The sequence below is a fragment of the Pseudomonas sp. AN3A02 genome (assembly GCF_011765255.1).
GTDB lineage: Bacteria > Pseudomonadota > Gammaproteobacteria > Pseudomonadales > Pseudomonadaceae > Aquipseudomonas.
The window spans coordinates 501,777-520,080 of record NZ_JAARNI010000002.1 but is presented as its reverse complement, the minus strand read 5'-3'; the positions used below and the strand labels follow the sequence as shown (position 1 = coordinate 520,080).

18 protein-coding genes and 1 tRNA gene are annotated in these 18,304 nt (G+C 59.5%); 15 read left to right on the top strand and 4 right to left on the bottom strand.

Annotated features, from left to right (window positions below; all coding sequences use genetic code 11):
• The first annotated feature begins 1 nt into the window (after window position 1).
• From HBJ59_RS12150 to HBJ59_RS12100, 11 genes are all read left to right on the top strand, one after another.
• Window positions 2-364, top strand: coding sequence for a DUF4398 domain-containing protein (locus HBJ59_RS12150; protein WP_076015098.1), 363 nt, complete (start codon window positions 2-4; stop codon window positions 362-364).
• Window positions 361-1,173, top strand: coding sequence for an OmpA family protein (locus HBJ59_RS12145; protein ID WP_167663678.1), 813 nt, complete (start codon window positions 361-363; stop codon window positions 1,171-1,173). Before HBJ59_RS12150 ends, HBJ59_RS12145 begins: the two co-directional genes overlap by 4 nt.
• Before the next feature lie 313 nt (window positions 1,174-1,486).
• Complete coding sequence (locus tag HBJ59_RS12140; protein WP_076015100.1) at window positions 1,487-2,926, top strand: PLP-dependent aminotransferase family protein; 1,440 nt, start codon at window positions 1,487-1,489, stop codon at window positions 2,924-2,926.
• Between the two features lie 104 nt (window positions 2,927-3,030).
• Window positions 3,031-3,531, top strand: coding sequence for a translation initiation factor 2 (locus HBJ59_RS12135; protein ID WP_076015101.1), 501 nt, complete (start codon window positions 3,031-3,033; stop codon window positions 3,529-3,531).
• Window positions 3,532-3,693: 162 nt separating this feature from the next.
• Window positions 3,694-3,948 carry a YkgJ family cysteine cluster protein gene (locus tag HBJ59_RS12130; protein ID WP_076015102.1) on the top strand — a complete coding sequence of 85 codons (255 nt, stop codon included), beginning with the start codon at window positions 3,694-3,696 and terminating at the stop codon, window positions 3,946-3,948.
• Between the two features lie 44 nt (window positions 3,949-3,992).
• Entirely contained in the window at window positions 3,993-4,598 is a 606-nt protein-coding gene (locus HBJ59_RS12125) for an START domain-containing protein (RefSeq protein ID WP_167663677.1), read from the top strand.
• A gap of 79 nt (window positions 4,599-4,677) precedes the next feature.
• Window positions 4,678-4,938, top strand: a complete 261-nt coding sequence (locus tag HBJ59_RS12120) for a hypothetical protein (protein WP_167663676.1) — start codon at window positions 4,678-4,680, stop codon at window positions 4,936-4,938.
• 213 nt (window positions 4,939-5,151) lie between these two features.
• Entirely contained in the window at window positions 5,152-5,493 is a 342-nt protein-coding gene (locus HBJ59_RS12115) for a ribonuclease E inhibitor RraB (protein ID WP_003193463.1), read from the top strand.
• A gap of 437 nt (window positions 5,494-5,930) precedes the next feature.
• Entirely contained in the window at window positions 5,931-7,340 is a 1,410-nt protein-coding gene (locus HBJ59_RS12110) for a circularly permuted type 2 ATP-grasp protein (protein ID WP_076015106.1), read from the top strand.
• Between the two features lie 3 nt (window positions 7,341-7,343).
• Window positions 7,344-8,294, top strand: a complete 951-nt coding sequence (locus HBJ59_RS12105; RefSeq protein WP_063027996.1) for an alpha-E domain-containing protein — start codon at window positions 7,344-7,346, stop codon at window positions 8,292-8,294.
• Window positions 8,291-9,094 (top strand): transglutaminase family protein, encoded by an 804-nt coding sequence (locus HBJ59_RS12100; RefSeq protein WP_167663675.1) that lies wholly within the window; start codon window positions 8,291-8,293, stop codon window positions 9,092-9,094. Before HBJ59_RS12105 ends, HBJ59_RS12100 begins: the two co-directional genes overlap by 4 nt.
• Window positions 9,095-9,299: 205 nt before the next feature.
• On the opposite strand, the gene HBJ59_RS12095 is transcribed toward HBJ59_RS12100, so the two are convergent.
• Window positions 9,300-10,103, bottom strand: coding sequence for a cytochrome c (locus tag HBJ59_RS12095; protein WP_167663674.1), 804 nt, complete (start codon window positions 10,101-10,103; stop codon window positions 9,300-9,302).
• Window positions 10,104-10,784: 681 nt separating this feature from the next.
• On the opposite strand from HBJ59_RS12095, the gene HBJ59_RS12090 reads away from it, so the two are divergent.
• From HBJ59_RS12090 to HBJ59_RS12080, 3 genes are all read left to right on the top strand, one after another.
• Complete coding sequence (locus HBJ59_RS12090; RefSeq protein WP_167663673.1) at window positions 10,785-11,990, top strand: acetyl-CoA C-acetyltransferase; 1,206 nt, start codon at window positions 10,785-10,787, stop codon at window positions 11,988-11,990.
• A gap of 16 nt (window positions 11,991-12,006) precedes the next feature.
• Window positions 12,007-14,154 (top strand): 3-hydroxyacyl-CoA dehydrogenase NAD-binding domain-containing protein, encoded by a 2,148-nt coding sequence (locus tag HBJ59_RS12085; protein ID WP_167663672.1) that lies wholly within the window; start codon window positions 12,007-12,009, stop codon window positions 14,152-14,154.
• Window positions 14,155-14,240: 86 nt separating this feature from the next.
• Window positions 14,241-14,969, top strand: coding sequence for an amidotransferase (locus tag HBJ59_RS12080; RefSeq protein ID WP_008434897.1), 729 nt, complete (start codon window positions 14,241-14,243; stop codon window positions 14,967-14,969).
• 130 nt (window positions 14,970-15,099) lie between these two features.
• Here the strand turns inward: HBJ59_RS12080 and HBJ59_RS12075 are convergent, their stop codons facing one another.
• The 3 genes from HBJ59_RS12075 to HBJ59_RS12065 form a co-directional block, all read right to left on the bottom strand.
• Window positions 15,100-16,071, bottom strand: coding sequence for a magnesium and cobalt transport protein CorA (locus tag HBJ59_RS12075; RefSeq protein ID WP_017475769.1), 972 nt, complete (start codon window positions 16,069-16,071; stop codon window positions 15,100-15,102).
• 128 nt (window positions 16,072-16,199) lie between these two features.
• Complete coding sequence (locus tag HBJ59_RS12070; protein WP_076015113.1) at window positions 16,200-16,955, bottom strand: 1-acyl-sn-glycerol-3-phosphate acyltransferase; 756 nt, start codon at window positions 16,953-16,955, stop codon at window positions 16,200-16,202.
• Window positions 16,956-17,170: 215 nt separating this feature from the next.
• Window positions 17,171-17,860 carry a crotonase/enoyl-CoA hydratase family protein gene (locus tag HBJ59_RS12065; protein ID WP_076015114.1) on the bottom strand — a complete coding sequence of 230 codons (690 nt, stop codon included), beginning with the start codon at window positions 17,858-17,860 and terminating at the stop codon, window positions 17,171-17,173.
• A 333-nt stretch (window positions 17,861-18,193) separates the two neighbouring features.
• Between HBJ59_RS12065 and HBJ59_RS12060 the strand changes: the two genes are divergently transcribed.
• A tRNA-Ser gene (locus HBJ59_RS12060) sits at window positions 18,194-18,283 on the top strand.
• Window positions 18,284-18,304 lie beyond the last annotated feature (21 nt).

Below are 18,304 nucleotides of genomic sequence, written 5' to 3'. Positions count from 1 at the left end.
AGTGACTATTCGACCTCTTTTCGCGGCCCTCGCCGTTGTAGCTTTGGCGGGATGTGCAGCCGATCCTGCGCCGAATGAACAAATGCGCCTGACCCAGCAAGCCCTGGAGCAAGCCAATGCCGTGGGCGCCGTGGCCGATGACTCGCCCGAGCTGAAGCTGGCTGAAGGCAAGTTCACCCAGGCCAAGGCCGACATGGCCGATGAATCCTACAAGGACGCCCGCATGCAGGCTGAAGAAGCCGAGCTAGACGCCCGCCTGGCGGAAGCCCGGGTGCTGACCCGCAAAAGCCAGGAGCAACTGAACGTGCTCAACACCCGTATCACCCGCCTGCGCAAGCAGTTGCAGTTGGGAGACGCCCAATGAGCCCGTTGATTCGTGGGTTGAGCTGTGTGGTGTTGCTGGGCAGTGCGCTCGGTGGTTGCGCGACCCATCCCGACAGTAACCTCGCCTTGCAACAGGCGAGCAGTGACTTCCAGAAGGTCAAGGAAGACTCGAATGTGCTGCGTATCGCGCCCAAGGATGTGATTCGCGCGGGTGAGTCCCTGGCCCGCGCCGACCGTTTCTCCAGCTTCTGGGGCAGCGGCGCCGATGTGGCGCATTACGCCTACCTGAGCCAGCGCTACAGCGCGATTGCCCGGGAACACACCGAGCAGGCACTCAACCAGGAGCGCGGGGTCAAGCTGGAGCTGGAACGCCAGCGTCTGCAGCTGGCCCTGCGTGAAGCCAAGCTGGCCAGCGTGCAGCAACAGGGCAAATGGATTGAGGCGCAGATTTCCAGCCTGACCACCGTCCAGCCTGATCGCGGGTTGGTGATGACGCTGGGTGACGTGCTGTTCGACACTGGCGAGGCAGAGCTGCAAAACTCGGCCAACCGCACGGTGCTCAAAGTCGTACAGTTCCTGCAGTTGAACCCCAAGCGCGTGGTGCGCATCGAGGGTTACACCGACAATACCGGTGGCGAGCCGGAAAACCTCAAACTGTCCCGGGACCGCGCCCAAGCAGTGGCGGATCTGCTGAGCGACCTGGGCATCGATGAAAAACGCATACAGGTCGAAGGCTACGGCGATCAGTACCCGGTTGACGTCAACGCTTCGGAGCGTGGTCGGGCGCAGAACCGTCGGGTAGAGATTGTGTTCTCCGACGAGAAAGGCCAGATGGGCGCTGCTCGCTAAACCTGTTGTTCAAGATGAAGGGGTGATTCCTGTGGGAGCTGTCGAGCCCCAGCGAGGCTGCGATAGGATCGCCTCGGTGAACCTGCGAGACCTCAGTGCCTGCATCGCAGCCTCGCTGAAGCTCGACAGCTCCCACAAAAGCCCGATCAGTGATCGGGTTTTTTGTGCCCGCGATTCAGTTAGCGACCCTTACAGTTTTTTCTATCACTGCCGCCCGCGCTCGACTATTGTGGCAACTGTCCCCGTACACTTCTAAACTGTGCCGGTATGTTTCACACAAAAATAAAATACCCGTGAAATCGAGTGCTGCGTCATGACCAATCTGTTGCTCTACCAACGTATCGCCCAGCAACTGGCTGAGGATATCCGCCGCGGTGTCTATCAACCGGGCGAGCGCGTGCCTTCGGTGCGCAAAATGAGCTCCCAGCTCAACGTCAGCCACGCCACCGTGTTGCAGGCCTACGCGAACCTGGAAGACCAGGGTTTGATTCGCGCGCGGCCGCAGTCCGGGTATTACGTGCACCAGACGCCTGCGCTCACCGCGCCGACGCCGGACATCGCCCGGGTCGAGCGTCCAGGGTTGGTCACCCGCAGCAGCATCATTCAACAGGTGTTGGTCGAATCCCGCCGCGAAGGTGTGTTCCCGCTGGGTGCTGCCGTGCCGAGTGTCGACTACCTGCCGGTGCGTGCGTTGCATCAGCAACTGGCCAAGGTCACGCGCTTCCAGAGCCCGCGGGCGTTCAGCTACATGTTCAGCCCGGGTTTTGAACCGCTGCGGCGCCAAGTGGCAATCCGTATGCGGGATGCCGGGGTGGTGGTCGATCCGTCCGAAGTGGTGATCACCCACGGGTGTGTCGACGCATTGCAGATGTCGTTGCGGGTACTGACCCGTCCCGGCGACTTGATCGCCGCCGAATCGCCCACGTACTACGGCTTGCTGCAACTGGCGGATTTGCTCGGCCTGAAGGTCATCGAAATCCCCAGCGACCCGGCCACCGGCATGAGCCTGGAAGCCCTGCAACTGGCCGCCAACCAATGGTCGATCAAGGCTCTGGTGCTGACCACGCGCCTGAGCAATCCCCTGGGCGGCACCATGCCCGAAGAGCGGCAGAAACAGTTGCTGCGCCTGGCCTCGGATTTCGACATCCAAGTGGTGGAAGACGATATCTACGGCGAACTGATGTTCGAGCTGGGCCGCACCAAGGCACTCAAAGCCTATGACCGCCTGGACCGGGTGATCTACTGCTCGAGTTTTTCCAAGACCTTGTCACCGGGCATCCGCATCGGCTGGATGATTGCCGGCAAGTACCAGCAGGAAATCCAGCGCCTGCAGATGTTCAGCACCCATTCGGCCTGCAGCGTGACCCAGATGGGCACGGCGGCGTACCTGGAAAACGGCGGTTACGACCGCCATTTGCGCTATATCCGCCAGGAATACCGCAAGAACCTCAGCGCCTTCCAGCTGGCCGTGCAGCAATATTTCCCCGAAGGCACCCAGATGACCCGGCCGACAGGCGGCTTTATCCTGTGGGTCAGTTTGCCGGGACGGGTCAATACCCAGGAACTGCACGTGCGCGCATTGCAGCAGGGCATCAGCATTGCACCGGGGCTGATCTTCAGTAATACGGAACAGTTCAACCACTGTATTCGCCTGAACTGCGGCACGCCGTGGAACCGCGAGGCCGAGCGCGCGCTGATGACCCTTGGCATGCTGGCAAGCCAGTTATGCCAGGAGACTGCAGCGGGTTTATGAGGCGTGGAAAGGGGACACGAAGGGTAGCTGGCTAATTACCATGCTTGTCATACCGTCCTCAACAAGCGAGCATATGGCCTTCTGCCGTTAATGCTGCTGGCGATATGACTTATACCTTTCCTGCTGCGCTGCTGGTCTGTCTGTTAAGCCTGGGGAACGCTGGCGCCGTCCTGGCGGCTCCTGCCAGTGAAACGGCGCCTGCGGCCAGCACCCAGCAAAAAGTAACAGCAAAAAAAGCCGCTCCCGTAAAGAAGGCACCGGTGGCAAAGAAAGCTCCGGCAAAGAAAGCCGCGCCTACTAAAAAACGTGCGCCTATCGCCAGCAAATCAAAATCGGCCCACGAAGTGGCCAAAACTAAGTTGCCGCCGGCAGAGCTGGATTTGAGCCTGCCGTCCAATATGGTCCGGCATCTGCAACCCCTCGGCACCATGCCGCAGCCAAAGAACGTGCCGCTGCTGCCGCCGATGTTTGCCGAGAAGCCCACGGATAACAGCGCGTTCCAGATCAACGGGCGCCTGCTCAGCAATGAAATGCAGCTGCAATTGCGCAACGAAGAACGTCGCGAAGTAGAAGGTGCGGCGCTGGATTTCGAATTCAAGCAATAAACCCGACGAGTAAAAGTGACGCGCACTCCTGACCTTCTGTCGCAGACTGGTCAGTCACTTTTGTTTTCGGTGAAAAACCCCTGTTAAGCCAATTTAAAACGTCTGTTTAAGGGCGTAGTCTTACGTGGCCATCAACACTGAGTTGTCGAGGATCTGTTCGTCATGAAATGCCGTGAAGGCTGTGGCGCTTGCTGCATTGCCCCATCCATCAGTTCTCCGCTACCGGGAATGCCTGCCGGCAAACCGGCGGGCGAACGCTGCCTGCATCTTTCGGTCGAACAACTGTGCCAGTTGTTTGGTCAGCCAGAGCGGCCGGCGGTGTGCAGTTCGTTCCAGGCGGATATCGAGGTCTGTGGCAACAGCCAGGCAGAAGCGATCAAGTTGATCGGCTGGTGGGAACAGATGACCGCGGCTTAGTGGGCTGTTCAAAGTACTGAACTTCAACAATAAGGAATAAGACCATGGGTTCACTGAAACGAATTGCTGTGTTGTGCGGTTTTACCGTGATGTTTGCTGGCGCAGCGCAGGCTGAAGACTGGCAGACTGCCAAGGATGAAGACGGCATCAAAGTGTCGTTGAGTGAAATTGCCGGCTCCAAATACAAGGCTTATCGCGGTGTGACTACCATCAAGGCGCCGCTGGCCAAGATCCAGGCGTTGCAGGAAGACGTGGCCGGGGCCTGTTCCTGGATCCACGAATGCAAATCGCAAAAACTGCTTAAGCAAGAAGGTGACAAGAGCTGGACCTACACCCAGTTCAAGGCGCCGTTCCCGGTCACCGACCGTGACTCGATCCTGGAAATCACCACCACCAAGGCCGCCGACGGCAGCGTGACCCGCAAGCTGTTGGAAGTGCCGACCTACCAGCCCGAAGTTAAAGGCTATGTGCGCGTAGCCCAGGTTGACGGTTACTGGAAGCTGGTGCCTAAAGGCGACAACCTGACCGAAGTGACCTACCAGGTGCACACCGAGCCAGGCGGCAGCGTGCCGTCGTGGTTGGCCAACAAGTTTGTGGTGGACGCACCGTTCAACACCTTGAAAGCTTTGAAAGAACACGCTGAAAAATAACTGCAGCTGATCAGGTGCCTCCTGCCTTGAGTGGAACGATCTCCAAGCCCTCAAGGTCCAGATAGATGTAAGCCCACTCTTGGGTTTTATCGAGGAGGCACTGATGCCAAAGTGGAATGTTTCCTTCACTGATGATGACGGTCAGATAAAGGTCGTGCAGTTCGACTGTGAGCACGAGCCTTCGTTGGAAGAGGCCGCGCACTTGCTTCGCAACCGCGTCGCGCCAGCGTTGAAAGAGCTGGATCTCAACGACCTTGAGGGGCGTACCGAGAAGCCCACGGTCAAGAGTTTGAAGGACCTGAACAGCATCGAAATCCTCACTGTCACCAAAGACGCCTGAACATTTCCTGTACGTCATTCATGACCCTCTGGTGGAGGTGATAGCTTCGCGTTACTCTGCAATCGAGATCAGCGAATGAATCGCTAAGGTCTGGTCTTGTCAGCTACATGCTTGTCTCCCAGCGGCGACGTCATTGCCGTAACACCCGCGCCGTTACAGCGCGGGCCTTGGGAAGCACGGAAAGTCTATCCATCGGTTTGAGGAGGACGTTTCATGAGCACAGCCTATCAAGAAGACATCAGTACCAACGTGTTGCGCCGCATGAAAGAGGGCGGCTTTGACTTCTCACGTTTCCACCCCATCGAGTTCTACGCCATTTTCCCGGATGAGGAACGTGCGCGCCGGGCTGCGGGTCGGTTTCGTGGGGAATCCCTGAATGCCCAGGTCAGCGCGCGGGATGACGGCGCCTGGTACCTGGAACTGAGCAAAATCATGTTCGCCACCTACGACGGCATAGGAGACTTCGAGCAGGACTTTGAGGCGGTGGTCGAGCCCTTGGGCGGGATCATTGAGGGATGGGGCGTCAAACAGGAGGTGCGTGGGTTACCCATGTAGCGGCATGAGCAATAACACAGCGTATCGGCTGACCTTTGGGTCGGCCGTTTTTGTTTCTGGCTTGGGAAAAATCCTGCACAAAAAAAAGCCACCCGAGCAGGGTGGCCAAAGGGAAGATCGGAGCGAAGGGGAACCGATCGGTACATGCCGTATCACGTTACCCATCAAGCAAAGGGTGAGGCTGTAGGACATGTCCTGTTCAGCCGATGGAGGTGATTATCCCCAGGGTTTGCCGGGCAGTGAAATCAACTCTGACTATGCTGGTGATAGTCATGGCCTGCATTGCAATGAGGCGCTGCCCATGACAGCGGGCATTTGCTGCACCGGGACGGTGCGGTGAGACCTGCGCCTATATCCAACTGATTGATACTTAAGTGTTTATGCCGCTGGCACGGGCCTTGCGATGGTTCTGGCGTCCGGGTGACAAGGAGTACGGCATGATCCGCACTTATTATGATGAGATGTACGACGGGGCAGGGCTTGTGCGCCCCCATTACCGCGAATTCGCCCGCTGGTTGGCCGAGACGCCTGCGGAACTGCTGGCCCAGCGCCGGCGTGAAGCCGATTTGCTGTTTCACCGGGCCGGTATCACCTTCACGCTGTACGGCGATGAGCAAGGCACCGAGCGCCTGATCCCCTTCGACACGATTCCCCGCAGCATCCCGGCCAGTGAGTGGCGGATCGTCGAGCGCGGCTGCATCCAGCGGGTCAAGGCGCTGAACATGTTCCTCGCCGACCTCTACCACGAACAACGGATCATCAAGGCCGGGATCATCCCTGCCGAGCAAGTGCTGGCCAACGAGCAATACCAGTTGGCGATGCAGGGCCTGGACCTGCACCGCGATATCTATTCCCACATCTCCGGCGTCGACCTCGTACGCGATGGCGACGGTACTTACTACGTCCTCGAAGACAACCTGCGCACCCCCAGCGGTGTCAGCTACATGCTCGAAGACCGCAAGATGATGATGCGCCTGTTCCCCGAACTGTTCGCCGCCCAGCGCATCGCGCCCATCGATCACTACCCCAACCTGTTGCTCGACACCCTGAAAAGCTCCAGCCCGTTGGATAACCCCAGCGTGGTGGTACTCACTCCGGGGCGTTTCAACAGTGCGTTCTTCGAACATGCGTTCCTGGCCCGTGAAATGGGCGTGGAACTGGTGGAAGGCGCCGACCTGTTTGTACGTGATGACCGTGTGTTCATGCGCACCACCGACGGCCCCAAGGCTGTGGATGTCATTTACCGCCGCCTTGACGACGCCTTCCTCGACCCGCTGGCCTTCAACCCGGACTCCATGCTCGGCGTGCCGGGCCTGCTGGCGGCTTACCGCTCGGGCAATGTGGTGCTGGCGAATGCCATCGGCACCGGGGTGGCGGATGACAAGTCGGTGTACCCCTTCGTCACCGAGATGATCCGTTTTTACCTGGATGAAGAGCCGATCCTGAAGAATGTTCCGACGTTCCAGTGCCGTAATCCCAGTGAACTGTCCCACGTGCTGGCCAACCTTCCGGAACTGGTGGTGAAGGAAACCCAGGGCTCCGGCGGCTACGGCATGTTGGTCGGCCCGGCCGCCTCGGCGGCGGAAATCGAAGCCTTCCGCGCACGCATCAAGGCCAAGCCCCACGCCTATATCGCGCAACCAACCCTGTGCCTGTCGACCTGCCCGACCTTCGTCGAAAACGGCATCGCCCCGCGCCACATCGACCTGCGCCCGTTCGTGTTGCAAGGCAAGGAAACTCGCGTGGTGCCGGGCGGCCTGACCCGCGTGGCGCTGCGGGAAGGTTCGCTGGTGGTCAACTCGTCCCAGGGCGGCGGCACCAAAGACACCTGGGTGGTCGAGGATTGAAATATGTTGAGTAGAACTGCCTCGGATTTGTATTGGATGTCGCGCTATCTGGAGCGTGCGGAAAACCTCGCACGGATGCTCGATGTCAGTTATTCGCTGTCGCTGATGCCCCAGGACGGGCGCGGCGATGGCTTGCATGAACTGGCAATGCCGCTGCTGATCACCGGCACCCTCGACGATTACCGCGAGCGTCACGGCGAGCTGCACGCCGAGCGCCTGCTGCACTTCTTCGCTCTGGATGCGGCCAATCCGGCGAGCATCTACAGCTGCCTCGGTGCGGCGCGGGCCAGTGCTCACGCCGTGCGTGGGCGAATTACCGCCGACATGTGGGAAAACATCAACGCCACCTGGCTGGAAATTCGCGACATCGCCCAGCAAGGCCTGAGTCGTTATGGCATGAGTCGGTTCTGCGAGTGGGTCAAGGAGCGCTCCCACCTGTTCCGTGGCGCCACCTACGGCACGATCATGCGTAACGACGCTTTTCGTTTTATCCGCCTCGGTACCTTTATCGAACGCGCCGACAACACGCTGCGCCTGCTGGATGCCCGCTATGAAATGGCCGGCGACCAGGCCGAAGCGGTCACCGATGGCACCGCCCACGCCTACTATCAGTGGAGTGCTCTATTAAGGGCCTTGTCCTCTTTCGAGGCCTACACCGAGATCTACCGCGACGCCCCCGGCGCCCGGCAAGTCGCCGAGCTGTTGCTACTACGCGCCGACGTCCCGCGCTCGCTGCGGGCGTGCAGTGAAGAGATCGACCAGATCCTTGGCAGCCTGCCCGGCATCAACGGTCGCCCGGCCCAACGCCTGGCGGCCGAAATGGATGCGCGACTGCGCTTTACCGCGATCGACGAAATTCTCGAGGAAGGCCTGCACGCTTGGCTGACCGACTTCATCCCGCTCGTGCGCGAGCTGGGCGATGCTATTTACAGTTCCTACCTGGAGGCGGCATGAGACTTTCCATCAGCCACGAAACCACCTACCACTACGAAGACCAGGTGCGCGCCAGCATCCAGTACCTGCGGCTCACGCCCCACGACAGCGAGCGCCAGCACGTCCTTAGTTGGCAACTGGACTTGCCCCGGCCGGTACGGGCGCAACTGGACCCGTTCGGCAATATCCTGCACGTGCTAACCATGGACGAGCCCCACGAAGCCATCATCATCGGCGCCCGTGGCCAGGTGGATATCGACGAATTGCGCGAAGCCGAACATGAGAGCCAGTCGGCGTTTCCGTTCCTGCGCTGCACCCGTTTGACCGAGCCGGACGATGCCTTGCGCAGCTTTGCCGAAAAGCATTGCCACCAGCGCCGCGACCGCAGTGCGTTGATTGATTTAATGCATGCGCTGAACCAGTACATGACCTACTCGCCCGGCTCTACCGAAGTCGACACCTGTGCGGCCAAGGCGTTTGCCGCGCGCGCCGGGGTGTGCCAGGACCACACCCACGCCTTCCTCGCCTGTGCTCGCAGCCTGGGTATTCCGGCGCGGTATGTGTCGGGGTATTTGTACAGCGAAGACTGCGAGCACCTGGCCAGTCATGCCTGGGCCGAAGCCTGGCTGGATGACGCCTGGTACAGCTTTGATGTGACCAACCAACTGGCCCGGCCGGAACGGCATTTGAAGCTGGCGGTGGGCCTGGATTACCTGGACGCCTGCCCGGTGCGGGGCATGCGTCGTGGGGGAGGGCATGAGCAGATGCATGCCAAGGTATTTGTGGCGCCGACACCGGTGATTTCGGTGCAGCAGCAGTAGGAATCCGGGAGAGAGGGAGCTTTGTGTAGCAGGAAAGCTCTCTGTGCCAGGAAAGCTTTTTGTGGCGAGGGAGCTTGCTCCCGCTGGGCTGCGAAGCGGCACCAAAGCATGCCCCCGAGTTCTGTCTGGAGAAATGTGATTGTCTGATTGGGGCTGCTGCGCAGCCAGCGGGAGCAAGCTCCCTCGCCACAGATTTACCCGAGCCTTAAGGCTGCTTTCTGCCTGCCATATGCTTCAAGTACCCCACCAGCAGATCCAGGTCCGCATCCGGCAGCACGCTGGTGGCAAACGCCGGCATCTTTGCCTGCGGCCAATGCCGCATGCTTTGCGGGTCGCGGATGTAGCGCTTGAGGAAATCCCCGGCAAAATATTCAGTGGGGTTGTAAGGAATATTCAAGTCTGGCCCCACCTGCGCATCGCCGGCCCCGTTGAGGCGATGACACGCCAGGCAGTTCTTCTGGAACAACGCGAAGCCTTGATTTACCGGATCATTTGCCGCCAGTTTCGGGTCTGGTAACAACGCCGGGAAGCGCTCCGCAACCGTTGTCATTTGCTTGATCCCGGAGATCTGAAACGGCCATTGCTCAGGGCTGATATGCCCGGCCTGCGGGTCCGTCCACACCAGATAAAACGGCCCGGCACTGGGTTTGCCGTCCGCCAGCGGCGGCCAGGGATGCGCCGGGTCTTCTACCGCCAACCAGGCCTGCGAGCCGCTTTTTGACAGCAGCGGCGCCGCCGTCAGTTCCGCGGCAAAGCCGTCAAGCGCCACCGCCTGCAGATGATTTTCCGGCTTGATGCCGGGCAACAGTGCGGCCAGCGGTACCGCGCGATACGTTATGTTGCGCTTGTAGGAAACGTCATCAACGATCTGCACCGTCTGCGCATCCGGGCGCTTGAGCAGCTCGGCGGTTTCCCAGGTTTTACGGGTGTGATCCAGCTCGATGGTCAGTTGTGCGGCAGACGCCGGCAGGGCCAGCAGCAGGGTTATAAGGACGATGATCTGTTTCAAGGATGGGCCCGTGTTTGAGTGACGATGCGGGTATCACGATACCGCAAAACCACCTGAAACCGGCGCGCAAAACGGCAGCCCCTGACGGGATCGCTATGCACAATATCCCGAAAGGCGCTGCCAAAGGCTGCGATCCTGGCGCTGTGTCTGCGCAGAATGTGGGGTGTGAGAGGTCACCCAATAACCTTGGTTAGATTGGGCAATATCAGAATCAGTGTGGTGGCGAAAAGAATAAGTCCCGCCTGACGTACTTTCGATTGTTTGAACATGGCTGACTGCCTTTTGTTGTTATTCCTGAGCGTCAAATGCGTGCCGGTCGATTTCACTATGACGGTGCTACATGACTCTTTTCTTACAGTTCTTACAGGTGCTCCAGCAAAACCCGGCAGCAACCTTTTACTTCTCCTACAGATTCAACCTTAGAGCCCTCGTTCTGCTTGGCTTAGATCCATTTAATCTCATTGCCTGAATAAATCTTATTAAAAAGGCATGAGGCCAATTGCCAGCCAGACGCCAGCCCTAGGGCTAGACAGCTAAAACGATTAATCAGCCGATTCCCGTAGCCTCCTACCGTTCGTCTGAGCGTGAGCGTCAAGGTCAATGAGCGGTTCGGTCATTGAATCCGGCGCCCCGGCGCCTAAGGTAGGAGCACGATTCGTTGCCCAGTGATTCGAGGACGTCATGACCGAAGCTTTGATCTTTGATGCGATACGCACGCCCCGTGGCAAAGGCAAGGCCGATGGCGCCTTGCACAGCGTCAAGCCGGTGAACCTGGTGGCCGGGTTGCTGACCGCGCTGCAACAGCGCATCGACCTCGATACCCGGCAAGTGGATGACATCGTCCTGGGATGCGTCACGCCGGTGGGCGACCAGGGCGCCGACATCGCCAAGACCGCCGCCCTGGTGGCGGACTGGGACGTCAGCGTCGCCGGTGTGCAGATCAACCGGTTTTGCGCGTCGGGCCTGGAAGCCGTGAACCTCGGCGCGATGAAAGTGCGCTCCGGTTTTGAAGACCTGGTGGTGGTAGGCGGCGTCGAGTCCATGTCCCGCGTGCCCATGGGCAGCGACGGTGGTGCCTGGGTACTCGACCCGCAAACCAATCTGCACAGCCACTTCACCCCGCAGGGCATCGGCGCCGACCTGATTGCCACGCTGGAAGGCTTCACCCGCCAAGACGTCGATGCCTTTGCCTTGGACTCACAGCAGAAAGCGGCGCGGGCAAGATCAGACGGTTCCTTCAACAAATCGCTGATCGCAGTGCAGGACCAGAATGGCATTGTGCTGCTGGACCAGGACGAATTCATCCGTGGCGATTCCACCCTCGAAGGCCTGGGCAAACTCAAGCCCAGCTTCGAAATGATGGGCCAGATGGGCTTCGATGCCACGGCCTTGCGGGTCTACAGCCACGTCGAGCGTATTAACCACGTGCACACGCCGGGCAACAGTTCCGGGATCGTCGATGGCGCGGCGCTGATGCTGATCGGCTCTGAATCCAAAGGCCGCGAACTCGGCCTGCAACCCCGAGCGCGGATCGTCGCCACGGCGGTCACCAGCACTGACCCCACCATCATGCTCACCGGCCCCGCACCGGCCACCCGCAAGGCCCTGGCCAAGGCTGGCCTGCGGGTTGAAGACATCGACCTGTTCGAGGTTAACGAGGCGTTTGCGTCGGTGGTGCTCAAGTTCATCAAGGACATGGGCATCGACGCCGCCCGGGTCAACGTCAACGGCGGCTCCATCGCCATGGGGCATCCGCTGGGCGCCACGGGCTGCGCGATTCTCGGCACCTTGCTCGACGAACTGGAGGTGCGCCAGCAGCGGTATGGCCTGGCCACCCTGTGTGTCGGCGGCGGCATGGGTATCGCCACCATCATCGAACGCCTCTGAGCCTAAGGAATCAGTCATGACCGATGCCATTCGTTACGAAAAAGGCCAGGACCAGATCGTGGTGCTGACCATCGACATGCCCGGCCAGAGCGCCAACACCATGAACGGGGTGTACCGCGAGGCCATGGCGGCCACCGTTGCCCGCCTGGAGGCCGAGAAGGATTCGATTGCGGGCGTGATCATCACCTCGGCGAAAAAGACCTTCTTTGCCGGCGGTGACCTCAATGAATTGATCAAGGTCGACAAGCCCCACGCCAAGGATTTCTACGCCAGCGTGCTGGTGTTAAAGGCGCAACTGCGCGCGCTGGAAACCCTCGGCAAACCGGTAGTGGCCGCCATCAACGGCGCGGCACTGGGCGGTGGCTGGGAGATTTGCCTGGCGTGCCAACACCGCGTGGCGCTGGACCACAAGTCGGTACAGATCGGCCTGCCGGAAGTCACCCTCGGCCTGCTGCCGGGCGGCGGCGGTGTCGTGCGCATGGTGCGTATGCTCGGGCTGGAAAAGGCCTTGCCCTACTTGCTGGAAGGCAAAAAGACTACGCCGCAACAGGCGCTGCAAGCTGGGTTGATTGACGAGCTGGCGGCAGATCGTGACGAGCTGCTGGCCAAGTCCCGGGCGTGGATTCTGGCCAATCCCGAGGCGAAACAGCGTTGGGACATCAAGGGTTATCAGATTCCTGGCGGCACGCCGTCCAACCCGAAAGTCGCGCAAATGCTCGCCATTGCGCCATCGATACTGCGCGCCAAAACCAACGGCTGCTTCCCGGCCCCGGAGAAAATCCTCTGCGCCGCCGTGGAAGGCGCCCAAGTGGATTTCGACACCGCGCACCTGATCGAAACCCGCTACTTCACCGAGCTGGTCACCGGGCAAGTGGCGAAAAACATGATTGGAACCTTCTGGTTCCAGCTCAATGAAATCAACGCCGGTAGCTCGCGACCCAAGGGCTTTGCGCCGTATGTGACACGCAAGGTCGGCGTGCTTGGCGCCGGGATGATGGGCGCGGGCATTGCTTACGTCAGCGCCTCGGCGGGCGTTGAAGTAGTGCTGAAGGACGTCAACCTGGCGGCGGCGGAGAAGGGCAAGGCCCACTCGGCAGCGTTGCTCGACAAGAAGGTCGGCCGTGGGCAATTGACTACAGAGCAGCGGGAAACCATCCTCGCGCGGATTGTCCCTACCGAATCCGATGCCGACCTCGCCGGCTGCGACCTGATCATCGAAGCCGTCTTCGAAGACCGGGAACTCAAGGCCAAGGTCTCGGCTGCTGCGCAAAGCGTGGTGGGGGCCGACGCAGTCATCGCCTCCAACACCTCCACCTTGCCCATCAGCGGCCTGGCCACGGCGGTGCCCGACCAGGGCAAGTTTATCGGCCTGCACTTCTTCAGCCCGGTGGACAAAATGCCCCTGGTGGAAATCATCAAGGGTGCCCACACCAGCGACGAAACCCTGGCCCGGGGGTTCGACTTCGTACTGCAAATCAAGAAAACCCCGATTGTGGTAAACGACAGCCGCGGCTTCTTCACCTCTCGGGTGTTCGGCACCTTCACCAACGAAGGCATCGCCATGCTCGGCGAAGGCGTAGCAGCGCCGATGATCGAGACCGAGGCGCGCAAGGCCGGCATGCCAGTGGGGCCGCTGGCGGTCTCTGACGAAGTTTCCCTCAGCCTGATGAGCCATATCCGTCAACAGACGGCCAAGGACCTAAAGGCCGAGGGCAAGCCGTTGCCGCAGCACCCGGCGTTTGCCGTGATCGACCTGTTGCTCAACGAATACAAACGCCCAGGCAAGGCAGCGGGTGGTGGCTTCTACGATTACCCGGCGGGCGGGCAGAAACACCTGTGGCCGGAGCTGAAAAACCGCTTTGAAAAGCCTGAGCAACGGATCTCAGCCCAGGACGTACGTGACCGCTTGCTGTTCATTCAGGCCATCGAAACCGTGCGTTGTGTGGAGGAGGGCGTGTTGATGTCGACGGCGGATGCCAACGTCGGCTCGATCTTCGGTATCGGCTTTGCCGCCTGGAGCGGCGGGGCGCTGCAATTCATCAACCAGTACGGCCTGAACGACTTCATCGCCCGCGCCCGTTACCTGGCCGAGCAATACGGTGAGCGCTTCACGCCACCGGCGCTGCTGTTGGAGAAAGCCGCAAAGGGTGAAGCGTTTCGGTGATCAAAATGTGGGCTTGCCTTGGAAGGGTATTTCAAGGCAGGCTCTGGGGGTGTTCATTATTCCCATCGCCGTGTCAGGTATTTTTTATGTCGTTACGCGTGTGCATCCTGGAAACCGATATCCTGCGTCCTGGGCTGATCGATCAGTACCAAGGGTACGGGCAGATGTTCAAGCGCCTGTTCTCCAAACAGCCGATTGCTGCCGAATTCGTCATCTATAACGTGGTGCAGGGTGAATACCCAGCGGATGAAGAAGTGTTCGACGCGTACCTGGTGACGGGCAGCAAGGCCGACTCCTTCGGCACCGATCCCTGGATCCAGACACTCAAGACCTACCTGCTGGACCGCCATGCCCGCGGCGACAAACTGATCGGTATCTGCTTCGGCCACCAGTTGCTGGCGCTGCTGTTGGGCGGCAAGACCGAGCGGGCGACCAAGGGATGGGGCATGGGCATCCATGACTACAAACTGAACGCCAAGGCACCGTGGATGAGCCCGGTGGTGGAAGAATTGACGCTGTTGATCAGCCACCAGGACCAGGTCACCACCTTGCCGGAAAACGCCACAGTGATCGCTTCCAGCGAATTCTGCCCGTTTGCGGCGTACCACATCGAAGACCAGGTGCTGTGCTTCCAGGGCCACCCGGAATTTATCCACGACTATTCTCGCGAGCTGTTGGAGATTCTTCAGACAACCTTGGGAGAGAAGGTCTACACCAATGGTGTGGCCAGCCTGGAGCGAGATCATCACGGTGTGACCGTAGCGGAATGGATGATGCGGTTTGTGGCGCACAAACCGAAAGCGGACGTGGCCTAATCAATTCGGGTTTGGACAGCTTTTTGTGGCGAGGGAGCTTGCTCCCGCTCGGCTGCGCAGCAGCCGCAAGCTTTTGGGGGAGCTTCGCACCCCAGCGGGAGCAAGCTCCCTCGCCACAACAGCAGTTTTCCTACAGCCAGCCTGAACGCTTGAAACTCGCCCACAAACTCGTACATCCCACCGCAATAAACCCCAGCACCGCAAAATAGCCGTAGTGCCATTGCAGCTCCGGCATGTTCTGGAAGTTCATCCCGTAGATCCCGGCCACCGCCGTCGGGAACGCCAGAATCGCTGCCCACGCGGCAAACTTGCGTTGCACCACGCTCTGGCGTGAGGCCTCCAGCAACACCCCAATCTCGATGGTCTGGCTGGCGATATCCCGCAGGGTGGTCAGGTCTTCCATCTGCCGCGTGACGTGAATCTGCACGTCGCGAAAGTACGGGCGCATGTTCTTGTCGATAAACGGGAAGCTCAGCTTCTGCAACTCCTGACTGATCTCCACCATCGGCGCCACGTAGCGCTTCAGCCGCAGCACATCGCGGCGCAGGCCGTGGAGCTTCTGGATATCCGCTTCACTCAGGGAGTTGCACAACACGTTGCGTTCCAGCTCATCGACCTCGGCATGAATCGCCTCGCTCACTGGCTGGTAGTTCTCGGTAACAAAATCCAGCAGCGCATAGAGTACGAAATCTTCCCCATGCTCCAGTAACAGTGGCCGCGCCTCACAACGCTGGCGCACGTAGCCGTAGGACGCCGAGTGGCCGTTGCGGGCGGTGATGATATAGCCGCTGCCGGCAAAGATATGAGTCTCGATAAACTCCAGCTTGCCGTTATCGCGTACCGGCGAGTAGGTCACGATAAACAGCGCGTCGCCGAAGGTTTCAAGCTTGGGGCGGCTGTGTTTTTCCAGGGCGTCTTCGATGGCCAGTTCGTGCAGGTTGAACTGGCGTTGCAGGTTGGCCAGTTCCAGGGCGCTGGGCTCTTCCAGGCCGATCCACACAAAATGGTCGGGCTTGGCGGCCCAGGCAGCGCCTTCGTCCAGGGTGATATCGGTGACTTTCTTTCCGGCGCTATAGACGGCGGCCGCAACAACTCTACCCATAGTGCTGATCGCTTCTTTATTGGATGACAGTTGTTGCGCAGCTTAGCCTGAACGCGCCCTCTGTAGGAGCGAGCTTGCTCGCGAAAAACCTGAGAGCGGCGGGTTAATCCAGAATGAGCGCGTAATCGTTAACGTCCTTCGCGAGCAAGCTCGCTCCTACTGGGGGTGATTTCCAGCTCTCGGTCCATTGCTTCAATACAATCTTTCATTTGCTCGCGGCAGGTCTGCATTAACAGCGGCATGTCATCCATCGTCAGCCCCTTCGTAGGAATCGGCGGCAGCGAGCGAATCAGAATATCGCCACTGTTCCAGCGGTTGAGCTTCATCTGCTTCACGTACGTGCTGACACACACCTGCACAATCGGCACGCCCGCAGCGATCGCCATCTGGAACGCACCTTTCTTGAACGGCAGCAGGGTTTCGCCGAAGTTGCGCGTACCTTCCGGGAACACCCAGATCGAGGTGTCTGCATGTTGCAAGGTATGCGTTGTAGTGAGCATCGAGCGCCGCGCCTTGTGGGCGTTGCCCCGGTCAATCAACACATTGCCCGCCAGCCAGAACAGTTGCCCAAACAACGGCACCCACTTCAGGCTCTTCTTGCCGATACACACCGTGCGGTAGGGCACCACGGTGCCGAACACAAACAGGTCATAGTTGGACTGATGGTTGGCGATGATCACGCAACTGCTGGGCTTGTTGCGCAGCGAGTCGACCTCAGCCTTCACCCGCAGGCGCAACAGCCACATCGCCGGCACGGCATACAGGCGCGCGCAGTAACGGCTGTTGTCCGGATTGAACGGCCGACAGATCCCGAGCAGCACGCCCAGTACGCCCGCAATCATAAAATGCAGGCCCATCAACAACATGCGTAACAAAAAAAGCATCGACACAGCCCATCGGGACAAAAGGTGGCGCAGTGTACGGATGTGCACTGTATTCGGCAATTGCCCCTATAGAGTCGGAAGATAGGCGATGTTTAAGCGCATGTTTCAACGCGCCGTGACAGACACTGTCTAGAGCGGTTGTAGGCAAACCGGAATTCTTTGTAAGAAAAAGCCCGACTCAAGGTCGGGCTTCAATTCAGCAGGCGTAGGTTTGATTAACCCAGGTGGCCCTGGTCCTGAATGATCGCGTCATCCAGGGCTTCCAGCAGCGCCTTACGCACCTTCAGCTTGGTGTGCTTGTGGGCGTTCATATTGATCTTCTTCAACTGGCGAGCTGCTTCCAGCGCTGCTGCCTGCAGCTCTTCCGGCGCGACCACCTTATCCAGGAACCCGGCGCTCAACGCGTCCTGCGGGTTAAACATCTCGGCATTGATCACCGAACGGTGGAAGGCCGACTTACGCAGACGATCCCGCGCCAGCTCGATCCCGGCGTGGTGCATGGTCATGCCGATCATCACTTCATTCAGGCCAATGCTGAAAGGCCCGTCCACACCAATCCGGTAATCCGCCGACAACAACAGGAACGCGCCTTTGGCAACCGCGTGCCCAGGGCACGCCACGATCACCGGGAACGGGTGCGACAACAGGCGGCGGGCGAGGGTAGAACCCGACGTCACCAGGCTCACGGCTTCTTTAGGGCCAGCGGTCATCACCTTCAAATCATAGCCACCGGACAAAATCCCCGGCGTGCCCGTGATGATCACCACCGCCCGATCTTTCTCGGCCTGATCCAGCGCTTCATTAAACGCACTGACCACTGCCGGCGAAATGGCATTCACCTTGCCGTTGCTCAGGGTCAGGGTCGCGATACCGTCTTCGAGGTGGTAAGCAATCAACTCACTCATGACGCGATTCCTTGTAATGCTTGTAATAGAAGGACAGACGGCAGACGTTACCCACCGCGCCCGCCCTGGTAAAGCGCCGTGACTGACTACCCAGTCAGACTTTTCCCCCATGCCCGCCCGCAGGCGGCCTTCGGCAAGGCGCAGCAGCTACTATAGACAAGCGCCGTGAGTGCCCGAGAATGGCAGAATCGCCTTGGTGTGCATGGCGCCACAGAGGGCTGGAACGGTATAACCGCCTAAGCGCATGAAAATTCTGAAAAAAACCTTTGCCATCGGAAAAGCTTTCGACTACATTAGCGCGCCTCGACAGACTGAATCAGTTTGACGAGATACGGTGAAGTGTCCGAGTGGCTTAAGGAGCACGCCTGGAAAGTGTGTATACAAGAAATTGTATCGAGAGTTCGAATCTCTCCTTCACCGCCAAATTCGATGTAAACAAAACCC